The sequence below is a fragment of the Dyella sp. 05T440 genome, assembly GCF_056395965.1.
The window spans coordinates 519,053-531,499 of the sequence record NZ_JBFTKN010000002.1 but is presented as its reverse complement, the minus strand read 5'-3'; the positions used below and the strand labels follow the sequence as shown (position 1 = coordinate 531,499).

At 62.9% G+C, this 12,447-nt stretch carries 12 protein-coding genes; 11 read left to right on the top strand and 1 reads right to left on the bottom strand.

Annotated elements, in window-relative coordinates; genetic code table 11:
- Nucleotides 1-31 precede the first annotated feature (31 nt).
- Together AC1DE1_RS04190 and AC1DE1_RS04185 are read left to right on the top strand one after the other, a co-directional pair.
- Entirely contained in the window at nucleotides 32-541 is a 510-nt protein-coding gene (locus AC1DE1_RS04190) for a peptidylprolyl isomerase (protein ID WP_477163784.1), read from the top strand.
- A gap of 160 nt (nucleotides 542-701) precedes the next feature.
- A complete protein-coding gene (locus tag AC1DE1_RS04185; RefSeq protein ID WP_441604639.1) occupies nucleotides 702-1,133 on the top strand; it encodes a YidB family protein in 432 nt (143 codons plus the stop codon).
- Nucleotides 1,134-1,202: 69 nt separating this feature from the next.
- Here the strand turns inward: AC1DE1_RS04185 and AC1DE1_RS04180 are convergent, their stop codons facing one another.
- Entirely contained in the window at nucleotides 1,203-1,460 is a 258-nt protein-coding gene (locus AC1DE1_RS04180; RefSeq protein WP_477177548.1) for a GlsB/YeaQ/YmgE family stress response membrane protein, read from the bottom strand.
- Nucleotides 1,461-1,702: 242 nt separating this feature from the next.
- Between AC1DE1_RS04180 and AC1DE1_RS04175 the strand changes: the two genes are divergently transcribed.
- The 9 genes from AC1DE1_RS04175 to AC1DE1_RS04135 all read left to right on the top strand — a co-directional run bounded on the left by AC1DE1_RS04175 (nucleotide 1,703) and on the right by AC1DE1_RS04135 (nucleotide 12,444).
- Nucleotides 1,703-2,902: an aminotransferase class I/II-fold pyridoxal phosphate-dependent enzyme gene (locus AC1DE1_RS04175; RefSeq protein WP_477177549.1), complete on the top strand. Its 1,200-nt coding sequence runs from the start codon at nucleotides 1,703-1,705 to the stop codon at nucleotides 2,900-2,902.
- A 72-nt stretch (nucleotides 2,903-2,974) separates the two neighbouring features.
- Complete coding sequence (locus AC1DE1_RS04170; RefSeq protein ID WP_046972585.1) at nucleotides 2,975-3,961, top strand: malate dehydrogenase; 987 nt, start codon at nucleotides 2,975-2,977, stop codon at nucleotides 3,959-3,961.
- A gap of 146 nt (nucleotides 3,962-4,107) precedes the next feature.
- Nucleotides 4,108-4,449: a hypothetical protein gene (locus tag AC1DE1_RS04165; protein ID WP_477163789.1), complete on the top strand. Its 342-nt coding sequence runs from the start codon at nucleotides 4,108-4,110 to the stop codon at nucleotides 4,447-4,449.
- A gap of 117 nt (nucleotides 4,450-4,566) precedes the next feature.
- On the top strand, nucleotides 4,567-6,468 hold the full coding sequence (prpE, locus tag AC1DE1_RS04160; protein ID WP_477177550.1) for a propionate--CoA ligase: 1,902 nt from the start codon (nucleotides 4,567-4,569) through the stop codon (nucleotides 6,466-6,468).
- A gap of 1,237 nt (nucleotides 6,469-7,705) precedes the next feature.
- A complete protein-coding gene (prpB, locus tag AC1DE1_RS04155) occupies nucleotides 7,706-8,593 on the top strand; it encodes a methylisocitrate lyase (protein ID WP_441603574.1) in 888 nt (295 codons plus the stop codon).
- Nucleotides 8,594-8,668: 75 nt separating this feature from the next.
- Nucleotides 8,669-9,814 (top strand): bifunctional 2-methylcitrate synthase/citrate synthase, encoded by a 1,146-nt coding sequence (gene prpC, locus AC1DE1_RS04150; RefSeq protein ID WP_441603573.1) that lies wholly within the window; start codon nucleotides 8,669-8,671, stop codon nucleotides 9,812-9,814.
- 446 nt (nucleotides 9,815-10,260) lie between these two features.
- A complete protein-coding gene (locus tag AC1DE1_RS04145; protein WP_441603572.1) occupies nucleotides 10,261-11,223 on the top strand; it encodes a hypothetical protein in 963 nt (320 codons plus the stop codon).
- 118 nt (nucleotides 11,224-11,341) lie between these two features.
- Nucleotides 11,342-11,761 carry a hypothetical protein gene (locus AC1DE1_RS04140; protein ID WP_441603571.1) on the top strand — a complete coding sequence of 140 codons (420 nt, stop codon included), beginning with the start codon at nucleotides 11,342-11,344 and terminating at the stop codon, nucleotides 11,759-11,761.
- The gene (locus tag AC1DE1_RS04135; RefSeq protein WP_477177618.1) at nucleotides 11,758-12,444 is read left to right on the top strand and encodes a C39 family peptidase; all 687 of its coding nucleotides are present in this window, start codon (nucleotides 11,758-11,760) and stop codon (nucleotides 12,442-12,444) included. Before AC1DE1_RS04140 ends, AC1DE1_RS04135 begins: the two co-directional genes overlap by 4 nt.
- Nucleotides 12,445-12,447: the final 3 nt, after the last annotated feature.

Genomic DNA, 12,447 nt, shown 5'->3' with positions numbered 1-12,447 from the left:
TGCGCGCTGCCTTTCAACGAAGGATCCCCTGATGACCATCAACGTCACCATGACCACCAACCGCGGTCCCATCCATCTGCGCCTGCACGATGACAAGACGCCGGTGACCGTGGCCAGCTTTGTCAATCTGGCCCGTCGCGGCTATTACGATGGCCTGTCGTTCCATCGCGTCATCGCCGATTTCATGGTGCAGGGCGGCTGCCCGGAAGGCAGCGGTCGCGGCGGCCCGGGCTACCGTTTCGAAGACGAATTCGACGCATCCTTGCGTCATGACAAGCCGGGCGTGCTGTCCATGGCCAATGCCGGCCCGCGCACCAATGGCAGCCAGTTCTTCATCACCCATGGCGCCACGCCGTGGCTGGACGGCAAGCACAGCGTGTTCGGCGAAATCCTTGGCCCGGAAGATCAGGCCGTCGTCGATGCGATCCGTCAGGGCGATATCGTCGAGAAAGTCACTGTGGAAGGCGACGTCGATGCCTTGCTGGCCGCCCAGGCCGACCGCGTGAAGGAATGGAACGCGGTGCTCGACGAGCGCGGCTGAGCCCGTTCGTAGTCATTGCGTGAAGAAGCCGCCGTCGTCATCGACGGCGGCTTTTTTTGTGGCTGCGCTGTCATGGCGATGTGGGAAACAGGGGCCTAGAATCGGACGGCTCCACGCAAGAAGCGATGTGCGTCAATCCCATTCCCAAGGAGATGCAGTCATGTCTTTTCTCAATGATCTGCTCGGCGGCGGTCAGGGTAACCCGGCAGGTGGTTCATCCCTGGTGGCCGTGGCGGGCCAGCTGATCGAAAAGGCCGGCGGTGTGCAGGGCCTGGTGGCCATGCTGCAGCAGCACGGTCTGGGCGATGCCGTGCAGTCGTGGGTCGGTACCGGTGGCAACCAGGCGGTGTCGGGCGACCAGCTCGGCCAGGCACTGCAGAACGGCGGGCTCGGCACCGTGCTGCAAGAGGCGGCAGGCAAGCTGGGTGTCGACCAGGGCCAGCTGCTGGGCCAGCTCTCGCAGGTGTTGCCGCATGCGGTCGATCATCTGACGCCCGAGGGCCAGTTGCCGGCGCAGGGGCAGGGTGGTTTCGACCTGGGCTCGCTGGCGTCGCTGGCAGGCAAGCTGTTTGGCGGGGCCAACCGGGCCTGAGTCCAGGCACTGAAAAAAACACCGGCGACGCGCAAGGCGTCGCCGGTTTCGCGTCCCTGCGCCAGGAGGTCAGGCGGAGGCTTTGCGCTTGAACAGCAGGTGATAAAGCAGGAGCAGGACGATCGCGCCGCCGATCGATCCGAGGAAATGCGCGAGGCCCGTCTCGCCCCACCATCCCAGCTTTTCGCCGATATAGGTGGAGATGACCGAGCCGAGGATGCCCAGGATCGCGGTGATGATGAAGCCGCCCGGATCCTTGCCCGGCATCAGCATCTTGGCGATCAGACCCACGACCAGACCCACGATGAATACCCAGAGCCAGTGCATATGCGTTCCTTGGCGGCCATTGGTGGGTCGAATCTAGGCTTACATCGTGCGCCAATCCATAGGCAGATCAGCCAGTTGACGGCACGGTTTTGCAAGTGACGAACGTCACTGGCATGGGCCTGACGATGTCTCGCACGGGCGGGGCCTTCGACCATCGGGTAAAGCGGAGGCGTCGGACAGCACGCTTCCACATGCTAAAATCGTGGAGTTTGCTGTCTTCGTTCCCCATACACGAGGAAGTCATGCCCCAGCTTGCCCAGCGTGTCGGTCGCGCCAAGCCCAGCGCGATCATGGTCATCGCCGAAAAGGCCAAGCAGCTCAAGGCTGCCGGTCGCGACATCATCAGCTTCTCGATTGGCGTTCCCAATTTTCTACCTGGCGAGCATGTGTATGCCGCCGCACGCGAAGCGCTGCAGCGTGATTCCGGCCAGTACGGCAGCAACCGCGGTGCGGATGCGCTGCTCGATGCCTTCCTGGTGCATATCGAGAAACTCGGCTTCACCGGCTACGGCCGCGCGAATCTCTCGATCGGTATCGGCGCCAAGCAGGTGTTGTACAACCTGGGCGAAGCGCTGTTGAACGAAGGCGATGAAATCTGCTTCGCCGCACCGTTCTGGACCACTTATCGCGACATCGCCGACATCCTGGGCGCCAAGGCCAACATCCTGCATTGCGGCCCCGAGCAGAACTACAAGCTCACGCCGGCGCAGCTCGATGCGGCGCTCGCGCGCAAGCCCAAGGTGTTCCTGTTCAACAACCCGTCCAATCCCACCGGCATGGTCTATACGCGCGATGAAATCGCTGCGCTGGCCGAGGTGCTGGCGAAGTATCCGGACACCTGGATCATCACCGACGACATCTACAACTCGATGGTGTTCGACGGCATCGGCTATCACAACTTCGTGCATGCCAGGCCGGAGCTGAAGGATCGTTTGATCTTCGTCGACTCGGTGTCCAAGACCTATGGCATGCCGGGCTGGCGCGTGGGCCTGATTGCCGCACCGGAAATCGTGGCCAAGGCCATCACCACGCTCAACTCCAACCACATCACCAGCCTGCCCGAAGTGATCACGGCCGCTGCCGTCGCCGCGTTTGCCGGACCGCAGGATATTCCGCAGGCCAAGTGCAAGGAATTTGCCGAGAAGCGCGACATCGTGGTCAACGCATTGCGTGCGATTCCCGGCGTGGTGTGCCCGTATCCGCAGGGCGCGTTCTACGCGTTCCCCGATATCTCCGTGGCATTCGGCAAGAGCTACAAGGGCGTGCGCATCAACGACGACGTCGAGTTGTGCGCCGTGCTGCTCGAAGCGGTGGGCGTGGCCTGCGTGCCGGGCTCGGCGTTTGGCGAGCCGCGTGCCCTGCGCATTTCCTATACCTGCCCAACGGCACAATTGCAGCCCGGGCTGGAACGCATCCAGGCGTTCTTTGCAGAACTGACCTGATGGTCTTGGGCCCGCGCCGCATGGCGTGGGCCTTGTCTTTTGTACGTTAGCCAAGTTGAAGGAGTTTCTCCGATGAAAGCCCCCGTTCGTGTTGCCGTTACCGGCGCTGCCGGCCAGATCGGTTACGCCCTGCTGTTCCGCATTGCCGCGGGCGACATGCTGGGTCCGGATCAGCCGGTGATCCTGCATCTGCTGGAAATCACCCCGGCGCTGCCTGCGCTGCAGGGCGTGGTGATGGAACTCAACGATTGCGCGTTCCCGACGCTGGCCGGCGTGGTCGCCACCGACGACCTCAACGTCGCCTTCAAGGACGTCGATTACGCGCTGCTCGTGGGTGCGCGTCCGCGCGGCCCGGGCATGGAGCGCAAGGATCTGCTCGAAGCCAACGGCGCCATCTTCGGCCCGCAGGGCAAGGCGCTGAACGATCACGCCAAGCGCGACGTGCGCGTGCTGGTGGTCGGCAACCCGGCCAACACCAATGCGCTGATCGCCCAGCAGAACGCACCGGATCTCGATCCGAAGTGCTTCACCGCGATGGTCCGCCTTGACCACAACCGCGCGCTGTCGCAGCTGGCCGAGAAGACCGGCAAGCACAGCACCGACATCAAGAAGATGACCATCTGGGGCAACCACAGCTCCACCCAGTACCCGGACCTGCACCACGCCACCGTCGGCGGCAAGCCGGCGCTGTCGCTGGTCGACCAGGCCTGGTACGAGAGCGATTTCATCCCGACCGTGCAGCAGCGCGGCGCCGCCATCATCAAGGCGCGCGGCGCTTCCTCGGCCGCTTCGGCTGCTTCGGCTGCCGTCGACCACATGCGCACCTGGGCGATGGGCACCGCGGAAGGCGACTGGGCCTCGATGGGCATCCCGTCGGATGGTTCGTACGGCATCGAGCCGGGCGTGATCTACGGTTACCCGGTGACCGTGAAGGACGGCAAGTACGCCATCGTGCAGGGCCTGGAAATCAACGATTTCTCGCGTGCCCGCATGGACGCCACCAACAAGGAACTGCGCGAAGAGCGCGCCGGCGTCGAGCACTTGTTCGCCAAGAAGTAAGTCGCACGCGCAAGCGTCGATGATGGAATGGGCAGCTTCGGCTGCCCATTTCTTTTTGGGGGCAGGGCAGCCATTTCCCCGGGGGGGTGGCTGGCGGCGTGCCCTAGGAACGGTAGAATCGGCGGAGCACTGACCGGAACCCAGACATGAAGCGACTTCTTGCGACCCTTTCCCTCTGCGCCCTGCTCACCGCCTGCGGTGGCACCCACGGCCTGCGCGACACCACGCCGAAGATGAGCAGCCGTACCAACAAGGACATTCCGACCTATCTGGAATGCGTGCGCGCAAAGTGGGCTGAAACCGCTGAAGTGAGCATGTCGCACAAGGACCAGTCGGGCGAGCTGTCGGGCAACGACAAGCAGGGCGCGCACGAGCTGATCAACGTGACCGCCGACGGTACCGGCGCCCTGGTCGTGATGTACGAAGGCCAGGACATGAAGAAGGACTACAACTCCGCCTATCGCGACGCGGCGGTGTCCTGCCTGTGAGCCATGCGCGTGGATGATCGACGCGCATGGCGATCATCCACGCACGACTCGACCAAGGTCGCAAAGCCCGTGGGGCGGCGCTGATCTAGGCTAGAACGATCAGCCGTTGAAACGAGGGTGATCGCGATGCGCTATGAGGAGTTCTATCAGCGTTCGATAGAGCAGCCCGAAGCGTTCTGGGCTGAACAGGCGCAGCGCATCCATTGGCATACGCCACCCGAGCGCATCCTCGATGTGTCCCGTCTGCCGTTCCGGCAATGGTTCGTCGGCGGCACCACCAATCTCTGCTACAACGCCGTCGACCGCCATCTTGAAGAGCGCGGCGGCCAGCTCGCGCTGGTCGCGATCTCCACCGAAACCGGTATCACGCGCGAGCTCAGCTATCGCGATCTCTATCGCGAAGTGAATACCTTCGCTGCTGTGCTTGCGTCCCTGGGCGTGGGCAAGGGCGATCGCGTGGTGATCTACCTGCCCAATATCGCCGAAGCGGTATTCGCCATGCTCGCCTGCGCGCGACTGGGTGCGATCCACTCCGTGGTGTTCGGCGGCTTTGCCGCGCACAACCTCGCGCTGCGCATCGACGATGCCGAGCCCGCGCTGTTGATCGCCACCGACGCGGGCATGCGCGGCGGCAAGATCATCCCGTACAAACCCTTGGTCGATGCGGCGCTCGAGGAAGCCAAACACCAGCCGTCAAACGTGCTCATCATCGATCGTGGACTCGATCCGCAGATGACGCGTGTCGCTGGACGCGATCTCGACTACGCCAGTTTGCGCGCTTCCTATGAGGGCGCCGAAGTGCCCGTGGTATGGCTGGAATCGAACGAGCCCAGCTACCTGCTCTACACCTCGGGCACCACGGGCAAACCCAAGGGCATACAGCGCGACGTGGGCGGCTACGCTGTCGCCATGGCGATGTCGATCGACGCGATCTTCGACATCAAGCCGGGGCAGGTGATGTTCTCCACCTCGGATGTGGGCTGGGCCGTGGGCCATTCGTACAACGTGTACGCGCCGCTGATCGGCGGCGCCACGTCGTTGCTATACGAAGGTCTGCCGGCACACCCCGATCCGGGCATCTGGTGGCGTCTGTGCGAACGCTACGGCGTGCACAGCATGTTCTCCTCGCCCACCGCATTGCGCGTGCTGAAGAAACAGGATCCGAGCTGGCTCAAGAAGTACGACCTGCTGAAACTGCACTGGTTGTTCCTCGCCGGCGAACCACTCGACGAACCCACCGCGCACTGGGCCACCGAAGGCCTGGGCGTACCCGTGATCGACAACTACTGGCAGACCGAAACAGGCTGGCCTGCGATCACCTTGATGCCAGGCCTGGACCTGAAGCGGCTGAAATTCGGCTCGCCCGGATTGCCCAGCCCCGGCTATCGCATGAAGGTGATCGACGAGAACACCGGCGAGGAACTGCCACCGCACCAGAAGGGCGTGCTCGTATTTGTTCCTCCGCTGCCGCCCGGTTGCCTGACCACGGTATGGCGCAACGACGAACGCTACGTGGCCAGCTACTTCAGCCACTTCAAGGAACTGCTGTACAGCTCGCTCGATTGGGCGATTCGCGATGAGGACGGCTACACCACCATCCTTGGCCGCACCGACGATGTGATCAATGTGGCGGGACATCGCCTGGGCACGCGCGAAATCGAAGAATCCGTGGCGATGCATCCCGCCTGCGCGGAAGCTGCGGTGATCGGCATGCACGACGACGTGAAGGGGCAGGTACCGGTGGTGTTTGCCACGCTGCGGCAAGGCGTGACGGAGGCTTCGGTGGATGTCGCCAAAGGCATGCAGCAATGCGTGGTGGATCAACTGGGCAAGATTGCGAAACCGGCGCGCATCTATGTGGTCAATGCGTTGCCCAAGACACGCTCCGGAAAACTGCTGCGACGGTCGCTGCAGGCTTTGGTGCAGCACACGGATCCTGGGGATCTTTCTACGTTGGATGATCCGGCGGCGTTGGAGGAGATTCGCAGGGCGTTGGAGAGGGGGCCCGATCAAGGTTGAGTTTCTCCCTCTCCCCTCCGGGGAGAGGGTTGGGGTGAGGGGCCAACCTAGCCCCATTGTGTGGCGGTGCCACAGTCTTCGTTCTGCTCGTCATCCCGGCGTAGGCCGGGATCCAGAGCCTCGGTATTTAGTTGTCGCGCTGCCGCGACCTGGCTCGCCTGCCGCGGACTTCCGACCTCCTGCCGGAGGCCGGGTCACTTTTCTTTGCTTGCCCAAAGAAAAGTAACCAAAAGAAAGGGCCCCCCGGATGACGCGCCTTCCGGGCTGCGCCCTCCATGTGCGCGGTCGGGTTCCGGGGTTTTTCGACAGGACATCCCTGTCCTGTCGAAAAACTGGCCGCATCCCTGCGGCCACCCTTCGGGCTTTCCTCCACCCGCCCGCCGCGTCATACGGGGACCCCGGGGCAGAGCCACATCAAGAGCCCAACACCCGGCGTTGCGGGGCCGAGCAGGTCTTTTTGTAGGAGCGCACTTGTGCGCGACCAACCGGAGCGATGCACTGCGACGCCGCGGTCGCGCACAAGTGCGCTCCTACAAGGGATCGCGCAAGCCAGTATCGATCGGCTCTTTGTGGGAGCGCACCCTGTGCGCGACGAACCTACGGAGCGGTACACCGCAGCGTGGCTGTCGCGCACAGGGTGCGCTCCCACAGACAAGCAGGCGCGGCAGACGGAAGAAGGGCTGACTAAAGCCGATGCGCAGCGAGGCCCGGCTTTAAGTCCTCAGCGATTCGGGCGCGTTGCGCAGCGCATTGAGGTACCCGCTGTGTACCCTCGGAGGTTGTCCCACAACAGCTCGCCTCAAGCGTTCGGGCTTATCCCAACACGATGCTGCGGGCGTTATCAAGCCATTCTCTTTGGGTTACTTTCGACGCGAAGCTAGTCCCGTGGGATCTCTTGGGCCAGCAAAAGAAAAGTGACTCGAGCGGCGGCAGCCGATCGAAACGCCCGCCGCGTCCCACAGGGACTAGCTTCGCGTCGTAGGCGGCACCCTGGCGGAAACGCAACAACCAGAAACCGAGCCTCCGGATAACCAGCCTTCGGCAGTTGAAAAGCGCCGGCCCTCGCCCCCACTTGTGGGGTGCGCCCAGACGACGAACAAATCGCCACCCCGCCGCGCGACGAAGAAAAAAACCACCCCCCAATCCACTACACGCTCCCTTCGAAACCATTCATGCTGCCGCGCAACAGCCCCCTTACAAACCCTGCGCTAAAATCTCCCCTTTAAGCGGAGGTTTCATGGCCCACATCGCATCCCCTGGCGCGGCATTCCGCGCGGCCCTGGCGGCCGAACACCCCTTGCAGGTGATCGGCGCCATCAACGCGAACCACGCCTTGCTGGCCAAGCGCGCCGGCTACCGCGCGATCTACCTCTCGGGCGGCGGTGTGGCGGCCGGTTCACTGGGTCTGCCAGATCTGGGCATCAATACGCTGGACGACGTGCTCACCGACGTGCGCCGCATCACCGACGTGTGCGATCTGCCGCTGATGGTGGACATCGACACCGGCTTTGGTCCTAGCGCATTCAATATCGCCCGCACGGTAAAGAGCCTGATCAAGTTCGGCGCGGCCGCCTGCCATATCGAAGACCAGGTGGGCGCCAAGCGCTGCGGTCATCGTCCGGGCAAGGAGATCGTGTCGACCAGCGAGATGGCTGATCGCGTCAAGGCCGCGGCCGATGCGAAGACCGATGCCGATTTCTTCCTGATCGCGCGCACCGACGCGATTGCCGTCGACGGTGTGGACGCCGCCATCGAGCGCGCCATCGCCTGCGTGGAAGCCGGTGCCGACGGCATCTTCGCCGAGGCCGCGTATGACTTGCCGACCTATCGCCGCTTCGTCGATGCCGTGAAGGTACCGGTGCTGGCCAACATCACCGAGTTCGGCCAGACACCGCTGTTCAGCGTGGAAGAGCTCGCCAGCGCAGGCGTAGGCATCGTGCTGTATCCGCTTTCCGCGTTCCGCGCCATGAACAAGGCGGCGGAGAATGTTTATCAGGCCATCCGCCGTGATGGTCATCAGCGCAACGTGATCGACACCATGCAGACGCGTGAAGAGCTTTACGACCGCATCGGCTATCACGAGTACGAGCGCCGCCTGGATGAGCTTTTCTCAAAGAAGAGCTGATCGTCCCCATCGAGATAACCGGCATCACGGTGCCGTCCACGTTTGACGCAAGCATGTCTTCAGGAGATGTACCGAATGACTGAGCAAACTCTTCCCAAGCCCAAGAAATCCGTCGCGCTGTCGGGTGTAGCCGCCGGCAACACCGCGCTGTGCACGGTGGGCCGCAGTGGCAACGATCTGCATTACCGCGGTTATGACATCCATGACCTGGCGGCCAAGGGTTGCTTCGAGGAAGTCGCCTATTTGCTGGTGCACGGCGTGTTGCCGAACTGGGCCGAGCTCAATGCCTATCGCGCCAAGCTCAAGCGCCTGCGCGGCCTGCCGGCGCCGGTGAAGAGCGCGCTGGAGCTGCTGCCCGCCGCCACGCATCCGATGGATGTGATGCGCACGGGTTGTTCGGTGCTGGGCACCGTGCTGCCGGAGAAGGACGACCACAACGTCACCGGCGCGCGCGACATCGCCGACCGCCTGATGGCGAGCTTTGGTTCGATCCTGCTGTACTGGTTCCACTTCAGCCACAACGGCAAGCGCATTGAAACGGAGACCGAAGACGAGTCCATCGCCGGTCACTTCCTGCACCTGCTGCATGGCAAGAAGCCGAGCGAGCTGTGCACGCATTCGTTGGACAAGTCGCTGATCCTGTACGCCGAGCACGAGTTCAACGCGTCCACCTTCACCGCGCGCGTCATCGCCGGCACGGGGTCGGACATGTACTCGGCGATCACCGGTGCGATCGGTGCGCTGCGCGGTCCCAAGCACGGCGGCGCGAACGAAGTGGCGATGGAAATCATCGCGCGCTACCGCAATGCAGCCGAGGCGGAAGCGGACATCCGCGCCCGCGTCGAGCGCAAGGAAATCATCATCGGCTTTGGCCACCCGGTGTACACGGTGTCCGATCCGCGCAACGAGATCATCAAAGAGGTCTCGCGCAAGCTGTGCACGGAAGGCGGCAACCCGACCCTGTTCGACGTGTCGGAGAAGATCGAGAAGCTGATGTGGGAGCAGAAGAAGATGTTCCCGAATCTCGATTGGTTCTCGGCCAGCGCGTATCACATGATGGGCGTGCCGACGGCCATGTTCACCCCGTTGTTCGTGATCGCCCGCACCTCCGGCTGGAGCGCCCACGTGATCGAGCAGCGCGAGGACGGCAAGATCATCCGCCCCAGCGCCAACTACACCGGTCCGGAAGATCTGGCCTACGTGCCGATCGAAAAGCGTTGATCGCGGCCTAGGCCTATGTCGAATGAAGGAGCCGAAAGGCTCCTTCATTCTTTCCAAGTTTCGTTATGGTTCAGGACCCTGTACGACATTGCTATGGTTTCGTATGCGTCGGTGTAAACCACCTGATACATGTGTTCCACAGCGTTATGAGAAGACAGCAACACGCGCTAAAGCGCTGAAATATAGACTCATGCACGAGCGTTTATGTCCCAGGTGCAAGGCCTGTTCGACGACGCGGTGTAACAGCCTTGATGCAGTCCTGCTTTCCAGGTCCCTGACCGTAGTCAAACTCAGCCTCCGTGATTCTCTTCAAGTGGCTGATTTCATGGTCTTCATGTTTGTGAGCTGACGTGCACAAGCCGTGGCACGCATGTTGCGACAAGAGCGTGCTGGATTTGCAACTCCGGCAACACAGGGGGTCACCGCATCGTTCCAGGAGAAAGACTATGCGCAAGACTCTAATAGCGACCGCGATTGTGTTGGGTCTGGGGCTTACGCTCCCTGCGTTTGCAGACGACAACAACACTTCGAAAGGTTCAAGCACGCTTACTAATACCGATTCGAGCACCCGTACACGGACTGACACCAGCACCTACACCACCTCAGCGGCTGGTGCGAATGGTTCAGCCGCTAGCAGCGGTGGCACGGCCAGTTCCTTCAACACCAGCAAGGCAGTAGCGAACAGCACCCTCAACGGCGAAGTCACCAAAGTAGCCGTGTGGGGCATCGGCAATTCGTCTTACAACGATGGCAACGCGAACGGAGGTCGTGGAGGCAGCGGCGGTGATGGCGGCAAGGGCTACGGCGGCAAGGCCGGCGGCGCCAACGGTGGCGACGGCGGTAATGGCGGTCGCGCCAGTGCTCACAGCGGTCGCGCCGGTGGTTCGGGCGCCGATTCGGGCGACGCCGGTGGTTGGGGTGCTTCGTTGGCTGGCGGCGGTGACGGCGGCGACGGCGGCAACGCCGGTGGCATCCGTAACCACAATCGTGCTGGCGGCGGTGGCGGTACGGCAGGTGGCGGCGCCAACACTGGTGGTACCGGTGGAGCGGGCGGCGCAGGCGCAGGTGGCACGGCAGGTGCAGCATCACCGACCGGAACCAGCGGCTCAGCAAGCGCGACGGGCGGCACGAGCGGTGCAGATACCGCTACGGCAGGTACCGGCGGTGCGGGCGGCGCAGGCGGCACCAATACTGGTGGCGCAGGCACGGGCGGCGCAGGTGCGGCTGGCGGTGCTGGCGGCGCAGGCGGTACGGCATCGTCGACGACTGGTGCGTTCGATATGTCGAACCAGATGAACGGCTCGGCAGCGGCGGCAGCCGGTGTGTCGATCCTTGCGCAGAACAGCGGCGCGGCAGCGCTGGTACAGCAGAGCGTCAACGTTCAGGCCAACCTGAACTTCGCGCACTGAGCCATAGGGCGGCTGGCACGAGGGAACGCTTGCGTTCCCTCGTGTCGGTTTCAAAGGGAATGGCCTCGCCGATATCGGCGTCGGTCATGGGTCAGCTCATGCGTGAGGGAGAAGTGCCGTGCAATCGTGCAAGTGGCTACTGGGTATCACCGCGCTAAGCGCGCTCGCTCTTCCTGCGGTTGTCTGCGCGGAAGACGCAGGCATTCCTCCCGCGTATATGGTGCAGGGCGCGGATTCTCCTCTTGCGATCTACAACGCGGCGGTCGAGGTGGATCACCAGGGCGTAGCGTCCGGACTGGGCGAAAGCGTCGACAGCGCGACGCTGGAGAAGCTCAGCGGCGGCACCTTGATCGTGCAGAACACCAATCTTACGGGCACCGTGTCCGACAACTCGGCTGACCATCTCACCACGGGCGACAATACGATCACCGGTGGATCCGTCGCAGGGGCAACAGGTTTCCCGACCATCATCCAGAATTCGGGCAACAACGTCCTGATCCAGAACGCGACGGTACTCAACGTCGAATTCAAGCAATGAACAAGCTCGCGGCGCTGCTGATCGTCATCGCGGCGCTGCCGCCGGGGAGTCATGCGTCCACGCCGGTAAGCGTGGTCAGCAACGGCCCCGGCAACTACACCGTGCATCTGACGAGCCTCAAAGAGGCCCGCTACAAGGCCACCATCCACCAGAAATACGACTTCAGCTGTGGATCGGCCGCGGTGGCGACGCTCTTGACTTATCAATACGGCTATCCCGTCAACGAGCAGGTTGCCTTCGAGCAGATGTACACGCACGGCGACCAGGCCAAGATCAGCAAAGAGGGCTTTTCGCTGCTGGACATCAAGCGCTTCCTTGCCGCCAATGGTTTCGAAGCCGATGGCTTCAAGGTGCCCATCGAGAAGCTGGCGCAGGAAAACCTGCCGGCGATCGTGCTGATCGACGAGAAGGGCTACCACCACTTCGTCGTCGTCAAAGGCATGCGCAACGATCGGCTGCTGGTGGGCGATCCCGCGCTAGGCACGCGCGTGATGTCGACTGCCAAGTTCAAGGCGCTGTGGAAGAACGACCTGGTGTTCGTCATCCACAACCGTCGCAACCTGGCCGTGTTCAACAGTCCCAACGATTGGAGAGTGGCGCCAGCGGCGCCCATCAGCAACGCGATCGATCGCAACGGTCTCTACAACACCGTGATGCCCAAGCACGGGCCGGACGACATTTGAGGA

Coding starts and splice junctions, on each gene's coding strand:
- AC1DE1_RS04190 (WP_477163784.1), top strand. CDS start 32: ATGACCATCAACGTCACCATGACCACCAACCGCGGTCCCATCCATCTG.
- AC1DE1_RS04185 (WP_441604639.1), top strand. CDS start 702: ATGTCTTTTCTCAATGATCTGCTCGGCGGCGGTCAGGGTAACCCGGCA.
- AC1DE1_RS04180 (WP_477177548.1), bottom strand. CDS start 1,460: ATGCACTGGCTCTGGGTATTCATCGTGGGTCTGGTCGTGGGTCTGATC.
- AC1DE1_RS04175 (WP_477177549.1), top strand. CDS start 1,703: ATGCCCCAGCTTGCCCAGCGTGTCGGTCGCGCCAAGCCCAGCGCGATC.
- AC1DE1_RS04170 (WP_046972585.1), top strand. CDS start 2,975: ATGAAAGCCCCCGTTCGTGTTGCCGTTACCGGCGCTGCCGGCCAGATC.
- AC1DE1_RS04165 (WP_477163789.1), top strand. CDS start 4,108: ATGAAGCGACTTCTTGCGACCCTTTCCCTCTGCGCCCTGCTCACCGCC.
- prpB (WP_441603574.1), top strand. CDS start 7,706: ATGGCCCACATCGCATCCCCTGGCGCGGCATTCCGCGCGGCCCTGGCG.
- prpC (WP_441603573.1), top strand. CDS start 8,669: ATGACTGAGCAAACTCTTCCCAAGCCCAAGAAATCCGTCGCGCTGTCG.
- AC1DE1_RS04145 (WP_441603572.1), top strand. CDS start 10,261: ATGCGCAAGACTCTAATAGCGACCGCGATTGTGTTGGGTCTGGGGCTT.
- AC1DE1_RS04135 (WP_477177618.1), top strand. CDS start 11,758: ATGAACAAGCTCGCGGCGCTGCTGATCGTCATCGCGGCGCTGCCGCCG.